General features: G+C 56.5%; 22 protein-coding genes. 19 read left to right on the top strand and 3 right to left on the bottom strand.

The window, feature by feature from the left end; all coding sequences use genetic code 11:
- The first annotated feature begins 752 nt into the window (after nucleotides 1–752).
- From IE151_RS02235 to IE151_RS02180, 12 genes are all read left to right on the top strand, one after another.
- Entirely contained in the window at nucleotides 753–1,505 is a 753-nt protein-coding gene (locus IE151_RS02235) for a tetratricopeptide repeat protein (RefSeq protein ID WP_382344715.1), read from the top strand.
- Nucleotides 1,506–1,636: 131 nt separating this feature from the next.
- The gene (gene kdsA, locus IE151_RS02230; protein ID WP_189487422.1) at nucleotides 1,637–2,470 is read left to right on the top strand and encodes a 3-deoxy-8-phosphooctulonate synthase; all 834 of its coding nucleotides are present in this window, start codon (nucleotides 1,637–1,639) and stop codon (nucleotides 2,468–2,470) included.
- Between the two features lie 158 nt (nucleotides 2,471–2,628).
- Nucleotides 2,629–3,909 carry a phosphopyruvate hydratase gene (gene eno, locus IE151_RS02225; protein WP_189487420.1) on the top strand — a complete coding sequence of 427 codons (1,281 nt, stop codon included), beginning with the start codon at nucleotides 2,629–2,631 and terminating at the stop codon, nucleotides 3,907–3,909.
- Between the two features lie 263 nt (nucleotides 3,910–4,172).
- The gene (locus IE151_RS02220) at nucleotides 4,173–4,499 is read left to right on the top strand and encodes an FtsB family cell division protein (RefSeq protein ID WP_189487417.1); all 327 of its coding nucleotides are present in this window, start codon (nucleotides 4,173–4,175) and stop codon (nucleotides 4,497–4,499) included.
- 185 nt (nucleotides 4,500–4,684) lie between these two features.
- Entirely contained in the window at nucleotides 4,685–5,728 is a 1,044-nt protein-coding gene (gene pdhA, locus IE151_RS02215) for a pyruvate dehydrogenase (acetyl-transferring) E1 component subunit alpha (protein WP_189487416.1), read from the top strand.
- 12 nt (nucleotides 5,729–5,740) lie between these two features.
- Nucleotides 5,741–7,156: a pyruvate dehydrogenase complex E1 component subunit beta gene (locus tag IE151_RS02210; RefSeq protein WP_189487414.1), complete on the top strand. Its 1,416-nt coding sequence runs from the start codon at nucleotides 5,741–5,743 to the stop codon at nucleotides 7,154–7,156.
- A gap of 10 nt (nucleotides 7,157–7,166) precedes the next feature.
- Entirely contained in the window at nucleotides 7,167–8,537 is a 1,371-nt protein-coding gene (locus tag IE151_RS02205; protein ID WP_189487412.1) for a pyruvate dehydrogenase complex dihydrolipoamide acetyltransferase, read from the top strand.
- A gap of 15 nt (nucleotides 8,538–8,552) precedes the next feature.
- Nucleotides 8,553–9,194: an SGNH/GDSL hydrolase family protein gene (locus IE151_RS02200; RefSeq protein ID WP_189487410.1), complete on the top strand. Its 642-nt coding sequence runs from the start codon at nucleotides 8,553–8,555 to the stop codon at nucleotides 9,192–9,194.
- Between the two features lie 11 nt (nucleotides 9,195–9,205).
- Complete coding sequence (gene lpdA / locus IE151_RS02195; RefSeq protein ID WP_189487408.1) at nucleotides 9,206–10,651, top strand: dihydrolipoyl dehydrogenase; 1,446 nt, start codon at nucleotides 9,206–9,208, stop codon at nucleotides 10,649–10,651.
- Between the two features lie 136 nt (nucleotides 10,652–10,787).
- Entirely contained in the window at nucleotides 10,788–11,753 is a 966-nt protein-coding gene (gene lipA / locus IE151_RS02190) for a lipoyl synthase (protein WP_189487406.1), read from the top strand.
- A gap of 8 nt (nucleotides 11,754–11,761) precedes the next feature.
- Nucleotides 11,762–12,217 carry a type II toxin-antitoxin system RatA family toxin gene (locus IE151_RS02185; RefSeq protein WP_189487404.1) on the top strand — a complete coding sequence of 152 codons (456 nt, stop codon included), beginning with the start codon at nucleotides 11,762–11,764 and terminating at the stop codon, nucleotides 12,215–12,217.
- A gap of 152 nt (nucleotides 12,218–12,369) precedes the next feature.
- Entirely contained in the window at nucleotides 12,370–13,089 is a 720-nt protein-coding gene (locus IE151_RS02180) for a glycosyltransferase family 32 protein (protein WP_244636571.1), read from the top strand.
- Here IE151_RS02180 and IE151_RS02175 read toward each other — a convergent pair.
- From IE151_RS02175 to IE151_RS02165, 3 genes are all read right to left on the bottom strand, one after another.
- A complete protein-coding gene (locus tag IE151_RS02175; protein ID WP_189487402.1) occupies nucleotides 13,078–13,854 on the bottom strand; it encodes a glycosyltransferase family 25 protein in 777 nt (258 codons plus the stop codon). The two genes, IE151_RS02180 and IE151_RS02175, sit on opposite strands and share 12 nt — an antisense overlap.
- 88 nt (nucleotides 13,855–13,942) lie before the next feature.
- A complete protein-coding gene (locus IE151_RS02170; RefSeq protein WP_189487400.1) occupies nucleotides 13,943–14,434 on the bottom strand; it encodes a CinA family protein in 492 nt (163 codons plus the stop codon).
- Nucleotides 14,431–15,666 (bottom strand): bifunctional 2-C-methyl-D-erythritol 4-phosphate cytidylyltransferase/2-C-methyl-D-erythritol 2,4-cyclodiphosphate synthase, encoded by a 1,236-nt coding sequence (locus IE151_RS02165; RefSeq protein ID WP_189487398.1) that lies wholly within the window; start codon nucleotides 15,664–15,666, stop codon nucleotides 14,431–14,433. The genes IE151_RS02170 and IE151_RS02165 overlap by 4 nt, the downstream gene beginning before the upstream one ends.
- 139 nt (nucleotides 15,667–15,805) lie before the next feature.
- Here IE151_RS02165 and dusB point away from each other — a divergent pair, with 139 nt between their 5' ends.
- The 7 genes from dusB (at nucleotide 15,806) to hfq (ending at nucleotide 25,214) form a co-directional block, all read left to right on the top strand.
- Nucleotides 15,806–16,837: a tRNA dihydrouridine synthase DusB gene (gene dusB / locus IE151_RS02160; protein WP_189487396.1), complete on the top strand. Its 1,032-nt coding sequence runs from the start codon at nucleotides 15,806–15,808 to the stop codon at nucleotides 16,835–16,837.
- Entirely contained in the window at nucleotides 16,834–17,961 is a 1,128-nt protein-coding gene (locus IE151_RS02155) for a two-component system sensor histidine kinase NtrB (RefSeq protein ID WP_189487394.1), read from the top strand. The genes dusB and IE151_RS02155 overlap by 4 nt, the downstream gene beginning before the upstream one ends.
- Entirely contained in the window at nucleotides 17,958–19,415 is a 1,458-nt protein-coding gene (ntrC, locus tag IE151_RS02150; RefSeq protein WP_189487392.1) for a nitrogen regulation protein NR(I), read from the top strand. Before IE151_RS02155 ends, ntrC begins: the two co-directional genes overlap by 4 nt.
- Nucleotides 19,416–19,512: 97 nt before the next feature.
- Nucleotides 19,513–21,807: a sensor histidine kinase NtrY-like gene (locus IE151_RS02145; protein WP_189487389.1), complete on the top strand. Its 2,295-nt coding sequence runs from the start codon at nucleotides 19,513–19,515 to the stop codon at nucleotides 21,805–21,807.
- Nucleotides 21,808–21,887: 80 nt separating this feature from the next.
- The gene (gene ntrX, locus IE151_RS02140; protein WP_189487387.1) at nucleotides 21,888–23,249 is read left to right on the top strand and encodes a nitrogen assimilation response regulator NtrX; all 1,362 of its coding nucleotides are present in this window, start codon (nucleotides 21,888–21,890) and stop codon (nucleotides 23,247–23,249) included.
- Between the two features lie 14 nt (nucleotides 23,250–23,263).
- Nucleotides 23,264–24,640, top strand: coding sequence for a Trk system potassium transporter TrkA (gene trkA, locus IE151_RS02135; protein ID WP_189487385.1), 1,377 nt, complete (start codon nucleotides 23,264–23,266; stop codon nucleotides 24,638–24,640).
- Between the two features lie 325 nt (nucleotides 24,641–24,965).
- Nucleotides 24,966–25,214, top strand: a complete 249-nt coding sequence (hfq, locus tag IE151_RS02130; protein ID WP_189487383.1) for an RNA chaperone Hfq — start codon at nucleotides 24,966–24,968, stop codon at nucleotides 25,212–25,214.
- Nucleotides 25,215–25,252 lie beyond the last annotated feature (38 nt).

The following is a 25,252-nucleotide window of genomic DNA, read 5'->3' as shown; positions in this document are numbered from 1 at the left end:
CTTATCCTCAGACCGAATTTCCTCATGAAATGAATTTCTTAACCCATTCTGTTGCGAATATGCTTCATGAATGTGTGCGCAAGCAGTTGTGTTGAATCGGCAACAGTAATTTGCTGACGAATGCGCTGGAGGTTTCAAGGTCCAGATTGCCCCGTTCCCGCCATAAAGCAGGCGCACGCCGGAGATGTAATCTGTTTCAAGCATCGGTTCCCGGTTCTTGTGACAAGGGGGTTAGAGTGAACGTCAGGTTTGTGACGAAAGAACAGTTTCTGTCAGTTGGTCGTAACTTTACGACCCGAAGCGGATTCTTCTTCAAACCAGTAAAGGCGCGAACCCGGTCTTTCCCTCTTGCTATGACAGGCTTCGAACATGGCCCTAATTTGGACCAAAACCCAGCGCATTCTTACATTAACTTAAAGTGCGGCGACGAAAGTCGCGTTACATTGAACGCTTTCCTTGTGAGACACCGTGAAACACGGACGACGGGCGGATTTTCTGCACGCGTGAGGGAGTTTTGTGTCGGTACATTGGAAAGCGGAGCAAGAAACTCTGTTTGGGTGGAGCCGGCGTTTATGAAGAACGCGCTTCATCGTGGAAGAATGAAGATCATGTCGCATAGCATGTGCTGTGGCGTATTCATCAAATCGGGTGTGGAGCGACTTCGGATCTTTTCGAAGTGTCCGTCACCTCACTCCGCTCGAGTCAGCGCGATTGCGGTCCCTAACGTTGCCGGAATTGCGTTGAGTGCGTTTGTGTTACTTACGACAGTGGTGACGGCATCGGCTTTCGATCCCAATTCGATGGAACGCGATTTCGAACGCTCTCCCGGCGACGTTTTCAAGCTTGGTTTCTCCGCCTATAAAAGCGGCCACAAGGAGGAAGCAGTCGAAGCCTATCGTTATGCCGCCGACAATGGTCAGATTGGCGCTCGTTGGAAGCTCGCCCGCATGTATGCCGAAGGTGATGGTGTGCGTCAGGACGATTACGCCGCCTTCAAATTTTTCCACGAGATCATCGAACAAGACGTGGCTCCCGGCAGTCCGGAAGAAAGCTATGTGTCGGATGCCTTGCTTGCTCTGGGTATCTATATGAAGAAGGGCATCCCGGGTTCGCCCGTTGCCGCCAATCCAAGTGCAGCGCAAGACTTCTTCATGCGTGCGGCGACGACTTATCGCAATCCCGCCGCGCAGTTCGAGATGGGCAAGATGTTCCTCAATGGCGAGGGTGGGGTAAAGGCGTCGGTACGTCAGGCAGGACGCTGGTTGCAGCTCGCTGCTGAAAAGGGACATGCCGGTGCTCAGGCAACGCTCGGCAACCTGCTTTTCCAGAGCGGTAAGATGGTTCGTGGATTAGCCATGATGACGGCTGCCATGGAACATGCCTCGCCTGGTGATCGCGTCTGGATTCGTCGCATGCAGGAAGAGGCGTTTGCGCTTGCGCCGGAAACGGATCGCCGTACGGCTATCACACTTGCCGAAACACTTTTGCAGAACTCGGCACAGTAATCACGACTTGTCGGCACGGATATGCCGGCTTGATCTTTTCTTTCCTGACCTCCATCTGTGCGGCAATGCTTTCGCTGCCACCGCAAACCGGCTATGACCGGTCTTGCCAATAAACAGGACGTCGGAATTCCATGACTTCAGCCAATTCATCCGTATCGGTCGGCAAAGCCGTCTTTTCGTCTGCGAAGCCGTTTTCGCTGATTGCTGGTCCATGCCAGCTCGAAACGCGTGATCATGCTTTCATGATGGCGGGAAAACTCAAGGAACTGACGGATGAGCTGGGTGTGGGCTTTGTCTACAAGAGCAGTTTCGATAAGGCCAATCGCACATCGTTGAAGGGTACGCGTGGAGCTGGTCTCGATGCCGCTTTGCCGATTTTCGCCGACCTGCGCAAGGATCTCGGCGTCACCGTGGTTACTGACGTGCATACGGAAGAGCAATGCAGCCTGGTGGCGGAGGCTGTCGACGTACTGCAAATCCCGGCCTTTCTTTGCCGCCAGACCGATCTTCTGGTCGCGGCTGCCAAGACCGGCAAGGTTGTCAATGTGAAGAAGGGACAGTTCCTCGCGCCCTGGGATATGAAGAATGTTCTGACCAAGGTGACGGAATCGGGCAATTCAAATGTGCTTTTGACGGAGCGTGGCGCATCCTTCGGTTATAATACACTGGTCTCAGATATGCGCTCGTTGCCGATCATGGCTGATCTTGGAGCCCCGGTCGTATTCGATGCCACGCATTCGGTTCAACAGCCGGGTGGGCAGGGCGGTTCTTCTGGCGGTGAACGCAAGTTCGTACCCGCCCTGGCGCGCGCGGCCGTTGCGGTTGGTGTTGCCGGTCTCTTCATCGAAACCCATGAAGACCCGGATAATGCGCCATCCGATGGTCCGAACATGGTGCCGCTTGACGAGATGCGGAGGCTTCTGGAAACCCTCATGGAGATAGATGCCATCGCCAAGCGTGGCTAATTTCAGAGAAGGGCGGGGCATTCATGTCTCGCCTTTTCGTTACAGTCTGTTAGGGCGTCATTGCGTTTTCATCGGCATTGGCTAAGACAGACAGGCAAATTTCCGCACTGCCTTCCGTTCAGCGCGGGCTACCCAAAAAAGACAAAGGGCCAAGACGAATGACCGCAATCATCGACATTACCGGACGCGAGATTCTCGACAGCCGTGGCAACCCCACAGTCGAAGTGGATGTGACGCTGGAGGACGGCTCCTTTGGTCGCGCAGCCGTTCCTTCTGGCGCCTCGACGGGCGCCCATGAGGCTGTGGAATTGCGCGATGGCGGCGCACGCTATCTTGGCAAGGGGGTCGAAAAAGCGGTCGAAGCTGTAAATACCGAAATTTATGAGGCGCTTGTCGAGCAGGATGCTGAAGATCAGATACATATTGACCGCACGATGATCGAGCTGGACGGTACCCCGAACAAAAGCCGGCTTGGCGCCAACGCCATCCTTGGTGTCTCGCTGGCCGTTGCCAAGGCTGCGGCGCACGCCACCGGCCTGCCGCTCTATCGTTATGTTGGCGGTTCGAACGCGCATTTGCTGCCTGTTCCAATGATGAATATCATCAACGGCGGAGCGCATGCCGATAATCCGATCGACTTTCAGGAATTCATGATCCTGCCAGTCGGTGCGAATTCGCTGCGCGAAGGCGTGCGTTGGGGCGCGGAGGTCTTCCACACGCTGAAAAAGCGTCTGAAGGAAGAAGGGCACAATACCAATGTCGGCGACGAGGGTGGTTTTGCGCCGGACCTGAAGAGCGCCGAAGCTGCGCTCGACTTCGTTATGACTTCCATCGAGAAGGCAGGTTTCAAGCCGGGGCAGGACATTGCCATTGGACTCGACTGTGCCTCAACGGAATTCTTCAAGAACGGTGTCTATGACTACGAAGGCGAAGGCGTGAAACGTGATCTGGCTGCCCAGGTCGATTATCTTGCCAAGCTGGTAGAGGGCTATCCCATTATCACCATCGAAGATGGCATGGCCGAAGACGACTGGGAAGGCTGGAAGTTGCTCACCGACAAGATCGGCTCCAAGTGCCAGCTCGTTGGCGACGATCTCTTCGTCACCAACTCGGCGCGCCTGCGCGATGGCATCAAGATGGGCGTCGGCAATTCGATCCTCGTCAAGGTCAATCAGATTGGCTCGTTGACGGAAACGCTGGACGCGGTCGAAACAGCGCACAAGGCCGGCTACACCGCGGTCATGTCACATCGTTCCGGCGAAACGGAAGATTCGACGATCGCCGACCTGGCGGTTGCGACGAATTGCGGTCAGATCAAGACAGGCTCGCTGGCCCGTTCTGATCGTACCGCGAAATATAACCAGTTGATTCGCATCGAGCAGGAACTGGGCCGCCAGGCCAAGTATGCCGGTCGTGATGCCTTTGGCGTCAAGGGCTAAGAACGCCGCTCTTTAACCTCCCCCTTCGCTGGGGGGAGGTTTCTGCCGGTCGAAGCAGGGGCTGTTCCGAAGAAGTTTTCGTCTTTCGTGCCCTCCCATGTTCAAGGTGGCTCCCTGCCATGGCCGGGATTATGCCCTACACCCGCTTATTTCCTTTCCAAGCTCTCCCGTACGTAAACGCTCCATTAAGCAAGTTTCGGCATGGTCGAAACTGCGCCCTAGTGGGTGATTCATTCTGGTATTTGCGTGAGTGTGGACCCGGTATGTGGACCAAGCAGCATAAGAACCGTCCATGGGGCCGGCTAATCGTGCCTTCGATCGCGACGCTGTTCCTGAGCTATTTCGGCTTTCATGCCTATAATGGCGAATACGGGATCTATTCCAAATATCAGCTCATAGAACGTCGGGCAGGACTGGAGCAACAGCTTGCCGCCATTCGGGCCGAGCGCATGGAACTTGACAACCGCTTGAGCCTTTTGCGCGACGGAACGATCGAACGCGACATGCTTGACGAACAGGTGCGCCGAGTCCTCAACATGTCACAGCCAGACGAGCTCATTATCCTTGAAACTGGTCGAATTGTAAATTAACCAAAATCAAGTTAATTCAAAAAATCCCATAAAAATCAATATGATGCATAAAATTCAGGCTGCAATTTTCTGATTTCCCTTTTTATGCCGCCGTGCTAGTTTCCGCGCATCGCTGGAAGCAATGCGAACTTTTGTTCGCGCCAGGTGTTTCCAGTCATCTGCATCACCTTTTCAGGGAGTTTTGCATGGCGAGCGTAGCGAGAAAATCGCCCTCCAAGAACAACGCAGCCGCGCCCTTGCCGTCGCGCATGACGGCACCCAAGGCGGCCGAATTCAGCAAGGAGGAGGAGCTTTCCGCATATCGCGAAATGCTGCTCATCCGCCGCTTCGAGGAAAAGGCCGGCCAGCTTTACGGTATGGGTTTCATCGGCGGCTTCTGCCACCTTTATATTGGGCAGGAAGCTGTAGTCATCGGTATGCAGATGGCTCTCAATGAAGGTGACCAGATCATCACGGGTTATCGTGACCATGGCCACATGCTGGCGACCGGCATGACGGCGCGCGGTGTGATGGCTGAACTTACCGGGCGCCGCGGAGGCTATTCCAAGGGCAAGGGCGGCTCCATGCACATGTTCTCGAAAGAGAAGCATTTCTATGGTGGCCACGGCATTGTGGGCGGGCAAGTGTCGCTCGGCACCGGTCTTGCGTTTTCGAACCACTATCGTGGCAACGACAATGTCGCCACGATCTATTTCGGCGACGGCGCGGCCAATCAGGGCCAGGTCTATGAAAGCTTCAACATGGCCTCGCTGTGGAAGCTTCCCGCCATCTATATCATCGAAAACAACCGCTATGCGATGGGCACATCGGTATCGCGCTCGTCAGCCGAAACCGATTTCTCGCAGCGTGGCGTTTCCCACCGCATTCCTGGTTTCCAGGTGGATGGCATGGATGTGCGCGCGGTCAAGGCTGCCGGCGATTTTGCCACGCAGTGGTGCCGTGACGGCAAGGGTCCGATCATCATCGAAATGATGACCTATCGCTATCGCGGCCATTCGATGTCCGACCCGGCGAAGTATCGCACGAAAGAAGAAGTGCAGAAAATGCGCGCCGAGCAGGACCCGATCGAACAGGTCAAGAAGCGTCTCCTGGAAAAGAAATGGGCTTCGGAAGACGAATTGAAGGCCATCGACAAGGATGTGCGCGATATCGTGACGGACTCGGCAGAGTTTGCCCAAACCGATCCGGAACCGGATCCATCCGAGCTCTACACCGATATTCTGCTTTAAGGAGAGCGCTCCATGCCTATCGATATTCTTATGCCCGCGCTTTCTCCGACGATGGAAGAAGGCAATCTCTCGAAATGGCTGAAGAAGGAAGGCGACAAGGTTGCCCCCGGCGACGTCATTGCCGAGATCGAAACCGACAAGGCGACCATGGAAGTGGAAGCGGTTGACGAAGGTACCCTCGGCAAGATCCTCATTGAGGAAGGTAGCCAGGGCGTGAAGGTCAACACGAAGATCGCCCTTCTGCTCGAAGAAGGCGAAGACGCGTCTTCGATTTCGGCGGATTCTTCCGAGGCAAAGGAAGAAAACAAGGAAAGCAAGCCGCAAGCGGAAGAAGCCTCCGGCGAGAAACCCGCTTCCGTTCAAGGCGACGAAGACAAGGCTAAGGTGCCTGCCGCGCCGAAAGCGCAAGTCGTTGCCGATCCGGACATTCCGGAAGGTACGGAAATGGTCGAAACCACTGTGCGTGAAGCGCTGCGCGACGCTATGGCCGAAGAAATGCGTCGGGACGGTGACGTTTTCGTCATGGGCGAGGAAGTGGCCGAATACCAAGGCGCATACAAGATCACACAAGGCTTGTTGCAGGAATTCGGCGCGAAGCGCGTTGTCGATACACCGATTACCGAACACGGTTTTGCAGGCCTCGGCGTCGGTGCTGCGATGGCCGGTTTGAAGCCGATCGTCGAATTCATGACCTTCAACTTCGCCATGCAGGCGATCGATCATCTCATCAATTCGGCTGCAAAGACGCTTTATATGTCCGGCGGCCAGATGGGCGCGCCGATCGTATTCCGCGGTCCTAATGGCGCGGCGGCCCGCGTTGGAGCGCAGCACAGCCAGGATTATGCTGCCTGGTACAGCCATATTCCCGGTCTCAAGGTCGTTCAGCCCTACACGGCTGCCGACGCCAAAGGCTTGCTGAAGGCTGCCATTCGAGACCCGAACCCGGTGATCTTCCTCGAGAACGAAATCCTCTACGGCCAGACCTTCGAGGTTCCGAAACTCGACGATTTCGTTCTACCGATAGGCAAGGCACGCGTGCACAAGAAGGGGAACGACGTTACCATTGTTTCCTTCGGCATTGGTATGACCTATGCCGTCAAAGCGGAAGCCGAGCTACGCGAAATGGGCATTGATGTTGAAATCATCGATTTGCGCACGATTCGTCCGCTTGATCTCGACACGGTAATCGAGTCGGTGAAGAAGACAAACCGCCTCGTCACGGTGGAGGAAGGCTTTCCGCAATCATCGGTCGGCGATCATATTGCCAGCCAGGTGATGCAGCGTGCTTTCGATTATCTGGATGCACCGGTCATCACCATTGCGGGCAAAGACGTGCCGATGCCCTATGCAGCAAACCTCGAAAAGCTCGCGCTGCCGAATGTCGGCGAAGTGATCGAGGCCGTCAAAGCCGTCACCTACAAGAAGTAAGGGAAGCGTCATGCCGATCAAAATCACGATGCCTGCCCTTTCGCCAACCATGGAAGAGGGCAACCTTTCCAAATGGCTGAAGAAGGAAGGCGATCAGATTGCGCCGGGCGACGTGCTGGCGGAGATCGAAACCGACAAGGCGACCATGGAAGTGGAAGCAGTCGATGAAGGTACATTGGCCAAAATCGTCGTTCCGGCTGGTGCGGCGGGTGTCAAGGTCAATGCGCTGATCGCGGTTCTGGCCGAAGATGGCGAAGATGTTGCAGAGGCAGCTAAGGCTGCTTCCGGACACGCGGCACCTGCGCTCAAGCAGGAAAAGGCAGAGGCAGCGTCTTCCAACGGCGATGCCAAGGCAGAATCGCCAAAGACTGACGAAAAGACTCCTGTAAAATCCGAAGCTCCGAAGCAGGAAGTGGCTCCGGCTACCCGAAATGGCGTTAGTAACCGTCAGTTTGCCACGCCGCTGGCGCGTCGTCTTGCCAAGGAGGCAGGCCTCGATCTTTCGTCCATGTCCGGGACCGGCCCGCGCGGGCGTATCGTCAAAGCCGACGTTGAGGCGGCTGCCAAGGGCGGCGTTTCCAAAAATGAGGCGACGGCCCCTGTTAAGGGCGAAGCTGCTGCACCGGTCGCATCAAAAGGCATGTCCGATGATGCCGTCTTCAAGCTTTACGAGGAAGGCTCCTACGAGCTCAAGCCGCATGACGGAATGCGCCGGACAATTGCCAAGCGTCTGGTGGAGGCCAAGCAGACGGTGCCGCATTTCTATCTCTCGCTCGACTGCAATATTGACGGGCTGATGAAGCTGCGCGCCGATCTCAATAATGCCGCTCCGAGGCGGGGCGACGGCGTGGCCTACAAGCTTTCGGTCAATGACTTCGTCATCAAGGCGCTTGCCCTGGCACTTACTGACGTTCCGGCTGCTAACGCGTCCTGGAGCGAGCAGGGCATGCTTGTGCACAAGCATGCTGATGTCGGAGTAGCTGTTGCGCTGGATGGCGGGCTGATCACGCCGATCGTCCGCAAGGCAGAAACGAAGAGCCTTTCCGCTATCTCCAACGAGGTGAAGGAATTGGCGGCGCGCGCCAAGGACAAGAAGCTCAAGCCGGAAGAATATCAGGGGGGCACGACCTCCGTGTCTAACCTTGGCATGTTCGGCATCAAGAACTTCTCGGCCGTCATCAACCCGCCGCAGGGCACGATCCTTGCCGTTGGTGCAGGGGAAAAACGCGCCATCGTGACGGATAATGACGAGGTGAAGGTCGCGACGATGATGAGCGTGACGCTTTCATGCGATCACCGTGCGGTTGATGGCGCCCTGGGGGCGGAGCTTCTGGCAGCGTTCAAGAGCCGCATCGAAAACCCGATGAGCATGCTCGTCTAAGAACGGGGGAGCCCGATGAAAAGCGTACTCTGCTATGGCGACTCGCTGACATGGGGCTCCCGACCGGACGGGCAGGGCAGGCATGCGCCACTAGACCGTTGGCCAAACGTGTTGCAAGAGGTTCTTGGAAGCGGCGTGCAGGTCATCTCGGAAGCACTCCCCGGCCGCACAACCGTTTTCGAGGATGGCACCGCACCGGAAAATCGCAATGGCGCAACGTTTTTGCCGACGGTGCTAACCACCCATTCGCCGCTCGATCTCATCATCATCATACTGGGCACCAACGACCTCAAGCCTTGGATCGCTGGGTCGCCTTTAGCCTCGGCTCGTGGGCTTGGACGATTGGTCGACACGATAGTGCGTCATGCCTATCCTGTCGGAGCGAAGGTGCCAGGGATCCTGCTCGTTGCGCCGCCGCATTTGACGGAGACGGACTGGGTCGATTTTCCGCTACTTTTCCCTAACGGAATTGCTCTTTCCAAAAAGCTCTCTGAACTATATGCATCTGTGGCTGAACAAAAGTTCTGTAACTTTTTCGATGCCGCAACGGTGTCCAGTGCATCGCCCCTCGACGGGATTCATCTGGACGGGAGAAATTCAAGGGCAATCGGCGAAGGACTGGCAGGTCCGGTCCGCGCGTTGCTCGACATCGGTTGAAGGAGATTATCTTGGCCGACACTTACGACGTCATCATCATCGGTTCTGGCCCAGGTGGCTATGTAACGGCAGTGCGCGCCGCTCAGCTTGGCTTCAAGACAGCCATCGTGGAGCGTGAGCATCTGGGCGGTATCTGTCTCAACTGGGGCTGCATTCCGACAAAGGCCTTGCTGCGCTCGGCTGAAATTCTCGACCATGCCAATCATGCCAAGGATTACGGTCTCAAGCTTGAAGGCACGATGACGGCGGATGTGAAGGACGTAGTTGCCCGTTCGCGCGGCGTTTCCGCACGTCTCAACGGCGGTGTCGGATTCTTGATGAAGAAGAACAAGGTCGACGTGATCTGGGGCGAGGCAAAGCTTTCCAAGCCGGGCGAAATCCTGGTCACCAAGACCAAAAAGGCTCCGGTTGAACCGCAGCATCCGCTCCCGAAGGGAGCATTGGGTGAAGGCACCTACAAGGCCAAGCATATAATCGTCGCCACGGGTGCACGCCCGCGTGCATTGCCGGGCATAGAGCCAGACGGCAAGCTGATCTGGACCTATTTCGAAGCGATGAAGCCCGCCGAACTTCCGAAATCGCTCGTCGTAATGGGATCGGGTGCAATCGGTATCGAATTTGCGAGCTTCTACAAGTCGATGGGCGCCGATGTGACTGTCGTTGAACTGATGGACCAGATCATGCCAGTGGAAGATGCCGAAATCTCGGCCTTTGCCCGCAAGCAGCTGGAAAAGCGCGGCCTCAAGATCATTACCGGGGCGAAAGTCTCCAAGGTCGAAAAGGAGGCGAACAGCATTACCGCCCATGTCGAGACCAAGGACGGCAAGGTCGAAAAGATCACGGCTGACAGGTTGATCTCGGCAGTCGGCGTGCAGGGTAATATCGAAAACCTCGGCCTCGAAGAGCTTGGCATCAAAACGGAGCGTGGCTGCATCGTCGTGGATGGTTATGGCGCGACCAACGTGAAGGGCATCTACGCCATTGGCGATGTTGCCGGCGCGCCGATGCTGGCGCACAAGGCCGAACATGAGGGTGTGATCTGCATCGAGAAGATCGCCGGTGTGAAGGGCGTTCACGCGCTCGACAAGAGCAAGATCCCGGGCTGTACCTATTGTAACCCACAGGTTGCCAGCGTCGGCCTGACAGAGGCAAAGGCCAAGGAAGCAGGTTACGACGTGCGCGTCGGACGCTTCTCCTTTGCTGCCAATGGCAAAGCGATCGCGCTCGGGGAAGATCAAGGTATGATCAAGACCGTTTTCGACAAGAAGACGGGGCAGCTTCTCGGTGCACACATGGTGGGTACGGAAGTGACCGAGCTTATCCAGGGCTTTGTGGTCGCCATGAACCTGGAAACGACTGAAGAAGAGCTGATGCACACGGTCTTTCCTCATCCGACCTTGTCGGAAATGATGAAGGAAAGCGTGCTCGACGCCTACGGACGTGCGCTTAACGCTTAAGGCCGTAATGCATTGAAGGGATGCGCGGCGAAGGGGTGATCTTTGCCGCGCATTTATCTATATAGGCAGGAAGGCCCCTTATACCGTCTGCTAATGCAGACGTCTGGGCTTCGACTGAAGATTTTAGGGACGAGAGATGGTCAACGTTCTCGACATGGTTGCCAAGCCGCGCCCGCGGCATCCGGAGAAGGCACACAAGCCCGACCAGGAGGTGTTGCGCAAACCGGACTGGATCAGGGTCAAGGCTCCGACGTCCAAGGGCTATCTCGAAACGCGTGGCATCGTGAAGGAGCACAAGCTCGTCACGGTGTGTGAAGAGGCGGGCTGCCCGAATATAGGCGAGTGCTGGGACAAGAAGCACGCGACCTTCATGATTATGGGCGAAATCTGCACGCGCGCCTGCGCCTTCTGCAACGTCTCGACCGGCATCCCGACTGCGCTTGACCCCGACGAGCCTGCCAATGTGGGCAAGGCCGTGCATAAGATGGGCCTGCAGCATGTCGTGATCACTTCGGTCGATCGCGACGATCTCGCTGATGGCGGTGCTCAGCATTTTGCCGACGTGATCCATGCGATTCGCGCTTCATCGCCAGGTACGACGATTGAAATCCTGACGCCGGACTTCCTGCGCAAACCCGGCGCGCTCGAAATTGTCGTGGCTGCACGTCCGGACGTGTTCAATCACAACCTAGAAACAGTTCCCTCAAAATATCTCAAGGTGCGCCCCGGCGCGCGCTACTTCCACTCGCTGCGTCTTCTGGAGCGCGTGAAGGAACTCGATCCGTCGATTTTCACCAAGTCGGGCATCATGGTCGGTCTCGGAGAGGAGCGCAACGAAGTGTTGCAGGTGATGGATGACATGCGCTCCGCCAATATCGACTTCATGACTATCGGGCAGTATCTCGCACCAAGCCGCAAGCACTATCCGGTCAAGAAGTTCGTCACGCCCGAGGAATTCGCGGGCTACAAGACAGTTGGCATGAGCAAGGGCTTCCTGCTTGTCGCATCCAGCCCGCTGACGCGCTCTTCCCACCATGCCGGCGATGACTTCGCTCGTCTGCGTGCAGCCCGCGAAGCATTCCTGGCCAAGAAGGCATCCTGATCTTACCGATGCAGAAATTCGAAACCATCCGTCGCGTGAAGCATTCACCAGAGCAGATGTTTGCTCTGGTGGCCGACGTCGAGCAATATCCGCAATTCCTGCCATTATGCGAAGCGTTGACGATTCGCTCAACGCGCGAGCGTGACGGTCATAAGCTGCTGATCGCGGATATGACCGTTGGCTACAAGGCTATTCGCGAAACTTTTACCTCCCAGGTATTCCTCAAGCCGGAGGAAAACCGGATCGAGGTTTCATACGTCGACGGGCCATTTAGGCACCTGAACAATATCTGGCGCTTCACTCCTGCCGAGGACGGCAGCGACGTTCACTTCTACATCGAGTACGAGTTCAAGAATCGCATCCTTGGTGCCCTCATGGGCACGATGTTCGAACGTGCATTCCGCACTTTCGCCGAGGCGTTCGAAGCCCGGGCGGATAAGGTCTACGAGATGCGCACGGCTTGAGATGCCCGATTTCACATTGTTAAGCGGTACGCCAGAACATTGATCTAGCGAATTCAGCTAACGCTGAATAAGTTTGTGCTGGCTTGTGAGAACGATGTGATGACGATAGTGCGTATGCCGACAGTGCTTGGGGGGCGCAAAAGGCATTAGGCATGATGAATATCCCCAAGCGTCTCGGACATATCTGGATTGGTCCGAAGACGCCGCCCTCAAACTGGATGCAGAGCTGGGCAAACAAGCATCCTCAGTGGCATTATCATCTCTACGACAATGCCTATCTCAGAGACGGCAATTTCCGCACACGAAAACAGATCGATGAATATATGAAGCGCGGCTGGTATGCCGGTGCTGCCGACCTCCTTCGCTACGAAATTCTCTACAAGAATGGCGGTTACCTCGCTGAGGCAGATAGTATTTGCCTTCATCCAGTCGATGAACTGATGCTGGATGGTGGAACACTCTATACAGTTTATGAGAACGAGTTCGTGCGCGGCAGGCTCGTCTCGCCGATCATCGCGGCAACAGTTGGAAACGCTTTCCTGGACGCGTTGCTCGACAGGCTGGCTGCGGTTCCGGTGAGCGAACTCGACCACCCATGGAAACAGACGGGTAATCTCTTTGTCGCCCAACTCATCGAAGAACTGCGGCCCGAGATCGTAATCTGGCCCTCTCACACGCTCATTCCCGAACATTACACAGGCGTCCGGTATAGTGGGGATGGAAAGGTCTATGCCCGACAACTGTTCGGCGAGACGCACAAGGCCTATCGGTTTTCGTCGCCCCTGGGGCGTCTCATGGAAATGCGCAAAAAGTTCTATGCCTCGCTCGCCAGGAAGCGGCTGCGCAGGCTCAAGCGCGCATCAGGACGTTAAAGAGCGGGTCAGCTTGTAGGCTTGAATGAGATTCGCCCAGAAGGAACGCGGCAGATTTCGCTGCTTCTTCTTTGCCAGGCGGTCATCTTGAAGCAGTGAACCGCCAAGCGTTTCGCTTCCGTCAGCCATCAGGTTCGGCGTGACCGACCAGACATCCAGGCCAAGCTCCCAGCCCCAGGAAAAATCCTCGTCAACGGCGCGGAAGAAGCGCTTGCGCTTGAGAAAATTTTCGGCAGTCTGGCGGTTAATAAGATAGCAGACTGCGCCCGACGCAGCGTATTTATACTGGACGATTTCCGTTGCGTTGAGTTGTTTACGTCTGCGGACGCGCTTGGGACGGTAATCGAAGAACTTGACCATGCCCCAATCCGATTGCTTATCGAGGCAGTCGGCGAGTGCCTCGATAAATTTTCTCGGGTCGAGGACAACGAAATCATCTTCCATGACCAGGAGATGTTTGGCGTCGCTTTCAAGAAAATTGCGCCAGATCGCACGATGGCCGCAGTAGACTGCGATCTCGCCTAGCGTGAGATCCCGTTTACTGAAGAGCAGATTCTTTACGGAAGTGTATTCCGACATGATCTGCGGGTCATTTTTGCTGAAACCTTGAATAAAGGTGCCGCTCAGACCGATCGTTTGCAGCTGTTTTTCTGCGTGGAGGCGGCGTGGGCCGCCTTCCGGCTGAATCGTCAAAATGGAAACGGCCAGCGCAAAATTTGCACGTGCATTCTGGTCCGCATTCGCGGTTGTTACTGCGTCAAGCAAGATATTGTCCCGAGGTTTGCCCCCGGAACGGTTTATTCTTCAGGTGAGAATACTGTTCAATTAGAGATGGTATCGTTCTGGTAGGAGCCTATTCGCTCAGCGCGGTCAATCCGAGCGAGAGCGCTGTCTTCACCGTCTCGTTTCGAACGTTGGCACGACCTATGTCACCGAAATGACGGGTCTGCACGATGGTTGCGCCGCCGGATATGGCAACGCCAAAGCAGACCATGCCGACAGGCTTCGTTTCAGAGCCTCCGTCAGGCCCTGCAATACCTGTTACCGAAAGGGCAATTCCGGCACCAGCAGCGGCGAGCGCACCTTCGGCCATTTCGCGGGCGGTCTGCTCGGACACCGCGCCGAATTCGTCCAGCGTCGCATTGGCTACGCCAAGCATCTCCATCTTGGCCTGGTTCGAGTAGGTGATGAAGCCGCGATCGACCATTGGAGAGCTGCCGGGAATTTCGGTGAGCGTCGCGATGATCAGGCCGCCTGTACAGGATTCAGCCGTTGCCACCAGAAGTGCATTGTCGCGGCAGGCACTCAGGAAACCAGTAGCGAGATCGCGCAACGCAGGGTTCATTCGGGAAGCTCTCCAGGATAGACGACCGAAACGGTCGCAAAGGCGGCAATGCCTTCGCTTCTACCTATGAAACCCAGTTTTTCATTGGTGGTTGCCTTGATGGAGATGCGACCCGCAGAAATTCCAAGCATCTCGTGCAAGGCTTGCGTCATCTCCGCGCGATGGGGGCCGACTCGCGGAGCTTCGCAGATCAATGTAATATCCGCATTGGCGATCCGGCCGTCTCTGGCGCGAACCTTCTCGACGGCGTGCGCCACAAAAATTTTGGAGGCGGCGCCCTTCCATTGCGGATCTGATGGCGGGAAATGAGTGCCTATGTCGCCATCGCCCAGCGTGGCAAGAAGTGCGTCGGTCAAGGCATGCAGGGCGACGTCTGCATCGGAATGGCCGACAAGGCGCTTGTCATGATCGATGTGGACGCCGCAGAGCCAGATGCCATCGCCTTCGCCGAGGGCGTGCACGTCGTAGCCGGTGCCGGTCCGCACGTCGGGGAAGAATTGGTGATTTCCGCCGCCGAGCCGCTGATCTGCCATCGCGATATCCTTTGCCCAGGTCAGTTTGACATTGTCGGCCGAACCCATGACGAGCCGAACCGAGATGCCGGCCCATTCCGCAATTGCCGAATCGTCGGTGAAATCATGGCGATCAGCCTGGAAAGCGCGTTCATGCGCTTGCAGGATCGATGCATACGGGAAGGTCTGCGGGGTTTGTGCACCATGCAAGCCGACGCGGGGCACCGTCTCTGCAATGGTGCCATCAGCCGCTTCCCGCTTCAGCGTTTCTGAAACGGGAAGGGAGGGCAGCACGCCGCAGTCTTCCGTTGTCAGTGCAATGGCGCGGGTGATCAGCTCCGCATCGATGAAAGGGCGTACGCCGTCGTGGATCAGCACCTTGTCGGGAGCGATATCACGCAAAGCAAGCAGGGCAAGCCGCGTGGAATCCTGACGTGTTGCGCCGCCATGAACCATAATGACGCGATCAACAAGAGGACCGACGGCATTCTCGAACAGGTCTTCGTCGTCGGGATGGATGGCGACCACGATTGGGCCGACCTCCGGATGGTCAGCAAAAGCCTCGAGCGTACGGCGGATGACGGGGACGCCGCCGATACGTCGATATTGTTTGGGGCCTTCATGTGGTTGACCGGCGCGCTCACCCCTGCCTGCGGCAACGATTACTGCTGCGCTCACGCCATTGGCATTCTGCTCGGAATTCGGGTATCTCTGATCCATCGCTGACGCATAATCGCGACATTCGCGAAAAACCAGAGCGAAGCGTCATTTTTCGCTGAAATCTGTTATATGTACGTTGCCTTGCGTTGAGTAATTGGCTAGAAATTAAGCAGAAGATATAATTGCATGGAAAATATGCATGAATAATCTTGCCGTTCTGGCACAACCTCTTGCTTTAGGCTCCAAGATAATCCGCAACCGGGTCTTTCAGGCGCCGCTCTCGGGTATCACCGATGCGGCAATGCGTAAGCGCGGTTTCGCGCATGGTGCGGGCCTCGTCGTGTCTGAAATGATTGCCAGTGGCGAACTTGCGAAAGGACGTAGGGAGAGCACCGTGCGTCTGGCTCGTCCCAATGTCGACATACACATGGTCCAGCTGGCGGGCTGCAAGGCAGACGCCATGCGCGAAGCAGCTATCATTGCTGTGGGTGAGGGTGCCGATGTTATCGATATCAATATGGGCTGTCCCGCCAAGAAGGTGACGGGCGGTTACTCCGGTTCTGCACTGATGCGCGAGCCGGATCATGCGCTGTCGCTTATAGAAGCGGTGACAAATGCGGTCGATATACCTGTAACAGTGAAGATGCGCCTGGGGTGGGACGAAGAATTCCTGAACGCGCCGCATATTGCCCGCAGGGCTGAAGCGGCAGGTGTTTCCATGGTTACGGTGCATGGCCGCACGCGCTGTCAGTTCTACAAAGGCCAGGCTGACTGGCGTGCGATCCGCCGCGTTAAGGAAGCCGTTTCGATTCCGGTGGTTGCCAATGGGGATATTGTCTGCGCGCAGGATGCAAGTACGGCACTGGAACAGTCGGGAGCCGATGCGGTCATGGTCGGGCGTGGCCACTACGGTGCGCCGTGGCTGGCGGGAGAGATCGCGGCGCAAGCGCGCGGTGAATACGCCCGCGGTATTCCAAATGATGCGGGCTCTATGGGGGAATATGTAATCGCACACTATCAGGACATGCTCTCGCTTTATGGCGAGCAAAGCGGTTTGCGTCAGGCGCGTAAACATCTTGGATGGTACCTCGAACGCCACTGCCCGAGTCTTTCGGACGCGGAGCGGGCCGCGATCATGATCAACGTGGATCCAGCGAATGTGTGTCTTCTGTTGGAGCGGGCGTTCAATCAGCATTTCGGCCAGAAAGCCGCCCTTCGCGAGGTTGCATGAATTCGCTTAAAAGCGCGTCGGAGCTGTCCACCATTCTTCTCGACAGTATTCCCCACCCAATATTGCTGATCGGTCCGGAGGGGCAGGTCGCCTATGCCAACATGCATGCCGAGAATTTCTTTCGTTCGAGTGCAAGCGTACTTGCGCGGGAGACATTGTCACAACTCATTCCATTTGGAAGTCCCGTATTGACGCTTGTCGAGCAGGTGCGAGACCGCGGTGCGCCGATGAGCGAATATCGCGTCGATGTGTCTTCGCCTCGCATAGGAGTGGAGAAAGTCGTCGATCTTTACGTCTCCCCTGCCGCCGAAATGCCAGGGCATATCTCCGTCATGCTGCAAGAACGCTCCATGGCAGAGAAGATCGAGAGGCAGATGACCTATCGCGGTGCCGCGCGCTCGGTGACGGGTCTGGCTGCAATGCTGGCACATGAGATCAAGAACCCGCTTTCCGGCATTCGCGGGGCAGCACAGCTGCTCGAGATGGCGGTATCGGACGAAGATCGTTCGCTGACACGGCTGATCACCGAGGAGACAGACCGCATCGTTGCTCTGGTTGATCGTATGGAAGTGTTCTCCGACGAGCGGCCTATCGAGCGCACGCCGGTCAATATTCACGTCGTTCTGGACCGGGTGAAGGCGATCGCCCAGAACGGCTTTGCGAGGCATATAAAGATCAGTGAAAATTACGATCCTTCCTTGCCCCCAGTCTTTGCCAATCGCGACCAGTTGGTGCAAATCTTCCTCAACCTGATCAAAAATGCCGCGGAAGCCATCGGTAACAGGGCAGGTGGAGAGATTATCCTCTCTACCGCCTTCAAGTCTGGCATTCGGGTATCCGTGCCGGGAACAACGGATCGCGTATCGCTGCCGCTGGAATTTTGCGTACAGGACAATGGACCGGGCGTGCCGTCGGATCTGATACCGATCCTCTTCGACCCGTTCGTGACAACCAAGACCAACGGGTCGGGGCTGGGCCTGGCGCTGGTTGCCAAGATCGTCGGCGATCATGGCGGGGTCATCGAATGCGATTCAACATCGCGCGGCACGACGTTTCGAATCCTTCTTCCGGCCTTCAAGGGCAAGGCAGCAGCGATGCGGCTTGATAATGAGGACATGCAATGACAGTTCGCGGCAATATTCTTATTGCGGACGACGACGCCGCTATTCGGACAGTCTTGAGTCAGGCTCTGTCCCGGGTTGGCCACGAAGTGCGCGTGACCTCGAACGCCGCCACGCTGTGGCGGTGGGTAGCGGCCGGTGATGGCGATCTCGTCATTACTGATGTTGTCATGCCAGATGAAAATGCCTTTGACATGCTGCCCCGCATCAAGAAATCGCGCCCGGATCTGCCCGTCATCGTGATGAGTGCCCAAAACACCTTCATGACGGCGATTCGTGCATCCGAAGCAGGCGCCTATGAATATCTGCCAAAGCCGTTCGATCTGGGCGAGTTGCTGGCAATCGTGTCCCGAGCACTTTCCGAGCCGAAAAAGCCGACGGCTGAAAAACTGAGTGACGAGACGATCGATAACATGCCGCTAATTGGCCGCTCCGTCGCTATGCAGGAAATCTACCGGATGCTGGCGCGCATGATGCAGACTGACCTGACGGTCATGATCAATGGTGAGTCTGGTACAGGCAAGGAGCTGGTGGCGCGCGCGCTGCATGAATATGGCAAGCGTCGCGCGGGGCCATTCGTGGCGATCAACATGGCCGCGATCCCACGTGATCTGATTGAATCAGAACTGTTCGGTCACGAGAAAGGAGCCTTCACGGGCGCGCAGTATCGTTCGGCGGGGCGTTTTGAGCAGGCAGAAGGCGGAACGCTCTTCCTGGACGAGATCGGTGATATGCCAATGGAAGCCCAGACGCGATTGCTTCGTGTGTTGCAGCAGGGCGAATATACGACTGTAGGCGGGCGCACTCCGATCCGCACCGACGTACGCATTGTGGCCGCGACCAACAAGGACTTGCGCCAACTGATCAACCAGGGGCTTTTTCGCGAGGACCTGTTCTATCGCCTCAATGTCGTGCCATTGCGCCTTCCGCCTTTGCGCGAACGGTCGGAGGACATCGCCGATCTGGTGCGCCATTTTTTCAAGCAGGCAGAAGAAGAGGGCTTGCAGCCCAAGCGCATTTCAGCTGCTGGACTTGAAGCGATGAAGCGCTATAGCTGGCCGGGCAATGTGCGTGAGCTTGAAAATCTCGTGCGCCGTTTGGCCGCGCTCTATCCGCAGGATGAGATCTCGCTTGAAATCGTCGAAGGCGAATTGCAGACCGGGATCACGCCACTCAAGGTAGAAGAGGGCGAGACACCGCCAAGCAATCTCACAATTGCCGAAGCAACAGAGGCGTTTCTACAACGCTACTTCGCTTCCTTCGGCAATGATCTGCCACCGCCGGGGCTCTATCATCGCATCCTCGCAGAGATGGAGTATCCGCTAATTCTGGCGTCGATGACGGCGACGCGCGGCAACCAGATCAAGGCGGCAGAACTTCTTGGTCTCAATCGCAACACGTTACGCAAGAAGATCAAGGATCACGGCGTCAATATCTACCGCTCCTCAAAAGGCTGAGGCGTTGTTGGAAAACATTTTCCCACTTTGTGGAAATGTTGCACAATCGCCACATTGCGTTGCATATATGCGACGACTCTGTGACGATGCGTAGGTAATGACAAGCGACCTTTCTGCGGCTGCCAAGCCGTTATTCGCACAATCTCGTGCTGCGGAAGCCCGCCGGCTGATGGCGCTTCCGGGCATTATTGCTGTTGTCGGCTCGCTGCTGGCGGGTGCGGCTTCGTTTGCTATTCTGGTTGGCGCGACGCCAATCCAAGTGACGCAACGGACGACCCTCATCGTCATCCTCGTCAACGCGCTCTTCGTCGGATTGTTGCTATTGCTCATCGGTCGCGAGGCGCATCGTATCTATTCGGCGCGTCGGCGGGGCAAGGCAGCCTCGCGCCTTCACGTCCGTATCGTCACCATGTTTGCGCTGGTGGCGGCGATTCCGGCACTAATGGTGGCGGTTGTTGCCTCTATCAGCCTGGAAGTGGGGCTGGATCGATGGTTCGAGATCCGGACGAAAACCATTATAAACTCATCGCTGTCGATCGCCGAAGCCTATGTCGTCGAGAATGCCCGCAATCTTCAGGGCACGACGCTATCGATGGCGAATGACCTCGACCAGGGGCGGGCTCTCTATAATCTCGACCGGACCGGATTTCGCAATTTCATGACGAGGCAGGCGAATGGTAGGGCGCTCAACGCCGCTGCGTTGATTCGCGAGGATGGCTCGGTTGTGATGCAGGCGGACGCCGACCGCAATTTTGTGCTACCTGAGCCCCCGATAGAGGCGGTACAAACGGCAGGAGATGGCTTGCCGGTGCTGATCGAGCCACGTATTCGCAATATTGTCGGCGCCATTGTCAAGTTGCGCGAAATACCGGACGTCTATCTCTACACGGTGCGTCTGGTCGATCCGGAAGTGATACGTGCTCGTCAGATCGTGGCTTCGAACACCGACGAATATCGTGGCATGGAGGCTAATCGCCGGCAGGTGCAGCTTGCATTCGCGCTGCTCTACCTGGGGCTGGCACTCATCATTGTCCTGGCTGCGATCTGGACCGGCATTGCGTTGGCGGATCGTCTCGTGCGTCCAATCCGTCAGCTGATCGGAGCTGCACATGAGGTTTCGTCCGGCAATCTCAATGTTGCCGTGCCAGTTCGCCAATCCGATGGCGACGTCGGACAGCTTTCCGATACATTCAACAATATGATTCTCCAGCTCAACTCGCAGCGAAACGAACTGGTCGCGACGAAGGACCTGATCGACGAACGCCGCCGGTTCAGTGAAGCAGTGCTGGCGGGCGTGACTGCCGGTGTTATTGGCGTCGACGCACGGGGCATTGTCGATATCGTCAATCGTTCTGCCGAGTCCCTGCTCGGTCTAACCTCGGCGCGGGCAGTGGGACGCAATCTCTCGGCGCTCCAGCCCCACATCGGCCAGGTGTTTGAACTCGGCAGGACGTCCGGCAAGCGCGTCTATCGCGAACAGGTTACGTTTTATCGCAACGGTGCGGAACGCACTTTCAGCGTCCAGGTGACAATGGAGGAAACGCCGCAAGCGCGCGAGAAGAAATCTTATGTTGTGACCTTTGACGACATTACCGACCTCGTTCAGGCGCAGCGCTCCAGCGCCTGGGCAGACGTTGCACGACGTATCGCTCACGAAATCAAGAATCCATTGACGCCGATCCAGCTCTCTGCAGAGCGTATCCGTCGTCGTTACGGCAAGCAGATAAACCAGGACGACAAGGCCGTCTTCGAGCAATGTACAGATACGATCGTTCGGCAGGTTGAAGATATCGGGCGGATGGTCGATGAATTTTCGGCATTCGCGCGAATGCCGAAGCCCGAGATGCAGACTTCGGACCTGCGGGAGCCGCTGCGCGAGGCGTCCTTCCTTATCGAAGTCTCCAAGCACGACATTGAATTTCGTCGTTCTTTCGGCGACGAGCCGCTGCTCGGTAGGTTTGACGCGCGGTTGATGGCTCAGGCGTTCGGCAATCTCATCAAGAATGCCGCCGAGGCAATCGAGGGAAATGAGGAAGAAAATCCGGATCGCGGCGTGATCTGGGTGCGCGCGGCAAAGACAACGGGTGGAATCGTCGTTGAAGTTATCGACAACGGCAAGGGCCTGCCACGCGAAAACAGGCAGAAGTTGCTCGAGCCCTACATGACCACACGCGAAAAGGGTACGGGTTTAGGTCTTGCAATCGTCAAAAAGATCATCGAAGACCATGGTGGGGTTCTCGAACTGCATGACGCACCCGCTGACTTTTATGGCGGACGCGGTGCAATGATCCGCATGATCTTTCCAGCTGCGGAAAATCCGCGAACGGGAAGTGCCCATAGCATTGCAGACATATCGGAAACCAGGCGTCGAACCGGGCCGGAAGAAGTCTAGGCGATGGCTTTCAGGAAAAATATTGCAGCCGCTCTCGCAAAGCCTCGTGATGGCGTCTGCAAGGGAAGAGAAGATCGGTAATGGCATCAGACATTCTTATCGTCGACGATGAGCAGGATATTCGTGAACTGGTTGCCGGGATCCTCGATGACGAGGGCCACGAGACCCGTATCGCCCATGATAGCGACAGCGCGTTGGCCGCAATCGCGGATCGTGTGCCTCGTCTCGTTTTCCTGGACATCTGGCTGCAAGGCTCGCGCCTCGATGGCCTCGCCCTGCTCGACGAGATCAAGACGATGCACCCCGATCTGCCGGTCGTGATGATTTCGGGGCATGGCAATATAGAGACGGCAGTGTCGGCCATTCGGCGCGGCGCCTATGATTTCATTGAAAAACCGTTCAAGTCCGATCGCCTGCTCTTGATTGCCGAACGCGCCCTGGAAACCTCCAAGCTCAAGCGCCAGGTTTCTGACTTGAAGCAGCGTAGTGGCGAATCCTCCGAGCTGATCGGCATGTCACCGGCTATGAACCAGTTGCGCCAGACCATTGATCGTGTGGCTCCGACCAACAGCCGCATCATGATTATCGGCCCGTCAGGCAGTGGCAAGGAGCTTGTGGCGCGCGCCATTCACGCAGCTTCAGCTCGCTCGAAAGGTCCTTTCGTGACGCTGAACGCCGCCAGCATCACGCCGGAGCGCATGGAGATCGAGCTTTTCGGCACGGAGCCGAACGGCACCGAGCGCAAGGTCGGTGCGCTGGAAGAAGCGCATGGCGGCATTCTTTATCTGGACGAAATCGCGGACATGCCGCGTGAGACTCAGAGTCGGATATTGCGCGTGCTGGTCGAGCAGCAGTTCGAACGCGTCGGAGGAACGAAGCGTGTCAAGGTAGATGTCCGCATCATCTCGTCGACGTCGCGCAATCTGCCGGATCTGATCGGGGCGGGTCTGTTTCGTGAAGATCTTTACCATCGGTTGGCTGTGGTACCGGTCACGGTACCGGGTGTGGCAGAACGCCGAGAGGATATTCCGTATCTGGTGGACTATTTCATGCGTCAGATCGCACGTCAGGCGGGGATCAAGCCCCGCCGTATCAGTGATGATGCGATGGCAGTGTTGCAGGCCCATAATTGGCCGGGCAACATTCGCCAATTGCGCAACAATATTGAGCGGCTGATGATCCTGGTTCGCTCCGAAGACGCGAGCGCACCTATTACCGCCGATCTGCTGCCTTCGGAAATCGGGGACGTAATGCCGCGCGTGCCGAATCAGACCGACCAGCACATCATGGCGCTGCCGTTGCGCGAGGCGCGCGAACTGTTCGAACGCGAATATCTTTTAGCGCAAATCAACCGCTTCGGTGGCAATATCTCTCGCACCGCCGAATTTATCGGCATGGAGCGTTCAGCGTTGCATCGCAAACTGAAATCTCTCGGCGTCTAATCGGGAATTTATTCATGCGCGTCATCATTTGCGGAGCCGGTCAGGTCGGTTACGGTATCGCCGAACGCCTGGCGGCGGAGGCTAACGACGTTTCCGTGATCGACACCTCGACTGAACTCATACGATCGATGCGAGATACGCTCGATGTCCGCGGTTTTGTCGGGCATGGGGCTCATCCGGAGGTGCTGGAAGCAGCAGGCGCGGCGGAAGCCGACATGATTATTGCCGTAACCCTTTATGACGAGGTCAATATCGTCGCGTGCGAGGTGGCGCATGCACTGTTCAACGTGCCGACCAAGATCGCGCGCATCCGCGCTCAATCCTACCTCCAGCCACATTATCGCGATCTTTTCTCGCGCGATCATATACCGATCGACGTAATTATTTCTCCGGAACTGGAAGTTGCCGAGATGGTTCTGCGACGCATCGGCTTGCCAGGGGCAACCGATGTAGTGCGCTTTGGTGACGACAAGATCGTGATGATCGCCATCGAGTGCCTCGAAGAGTGCCCTGTCATCAACACGCCGCTGGCGCAATTGAGCGAGCTTTTTCCCGATTTACCGTCGACTGTCGTTGGTATTGTCCGAGATGATCATCTCTTCGTTCCGCATTCGGTGGACCAACTGTTTGCAGGCGACATCGCCTATGTTGTGACGACACGCGAACAGGTGCGTCGCACGCTCGGCCTGTTTGGCCATGAAGAGCAACTTGCCAATCGCATCATTATAGCCGGTGGCGGAAACATTGGCCTCTACGTTGCTCGGACGTTGGAAAAGATGAAGAGCCGCACGCGGGTCAAGATTATCGAGCAGTCAGGTGATCGCGCTATTTCCGTTGCAGAGGGGCTGGAACGTACGCTGGTTTTGAAGGGCAGTGCGCTCGACCAGAAGCTGATGACGGAAGCGGAGGTGCAGGACGCGGACCTGATGATCGCGCTGACCAATAGCGATCAGGTCAATATTCTGTCGAGCGCGATGGCCAAGCAGTTGGGCTGCAAAGCCAATCTCGCGCTCATCAATACGCCTGCCTACCAGGGGTTTTCCAAGACACTCGGTATCGACGCCTTCGTGAACCCGCGTGCGGTGACGATCTCACGTGTCTTGCAGCACGTGCGGCGCGGGCGCATTCGTGCAGTACACTCGATCGGCGTTGGGCAGGGGGAAATCATCGAGGCCGAGGCGCTTGACACGTCGCCTCTCGTGGGTGTTGCGCTTCGCGACCTTGAACTGCCGGATAATCTGCGCATAGGCGCGATTTACCGTAATGGCGAGGTAATCCGTCCGTCAGGAGGTCTCAAGATCAAATCGAAGGATCGCGTCGTGCTCTTTGCGTTGGCGGACGCAGTCAAACAGGTCGAGCAAATGTTCCGAGTGAGCCTCGAGTTCTTCTGATTCCGAATCAATTTCGTGATCCGCGTCTCGTCAATTATGCAATTTCCGGTAGTGCATTGAACGCGCGCACCGGATAACTACGTAATGCATACGATCCTGAAGAACGATCCGTGGAATTTCCGCCACGCTGGCCTCCCGGAACGCTACCTGTGACTTTTTTTACATTGCAGAAAAAAGGTCAGCCTGTTAACGCGTGTGTTAGGAAAGGCTTCGCTTTGCTCTAAAAAACAGTCGATGGCACCCTTCATGCGATGCAGTCGGCATAACGAAACAAGAACGTAGAACCAAGAGCATTGGTTTTGGGGACCTGCGAAAGAAAAGAAACATGGCAGAACGCACACAAAACTTGCAGGATCAGTTCCTGAACGCAGTTCGCAAGAATCGTACATCCCTCACAGTTTTCCTTATCAATGGCGTGAAGTTGACCGGCGTGATTACGTCGTTTGACAACTTCTGCGTGCTTTTGCGTCGAGACGGCCACTCGCAGCTGGTTTACAAGCATGCGATCTCGACCATCATGCCTGGTTCGCCCGTTCAGCTTTTTGAAGGCGAAACACCGGAACAGGACAGCTGATTGGCATCCGATTACAACGACAATGAGAGCGGCGAGCC

The sequence above is a fragment of the Limoniibacter endophyticus genome, from assembly GCF_014652835.1.
Lineage (GTDB): Bacteria > Pseudomonadota > Alphaproteobacteria > Rhizobiales > Rhizobiaceae > Limoniibacter > Limoniibacter endophyticus.
The sequence above is the reverse complement of the archived record's forward strand: the minus strand, read 5'-3'. Positions and strand labels throughout refer to the sequence as shown.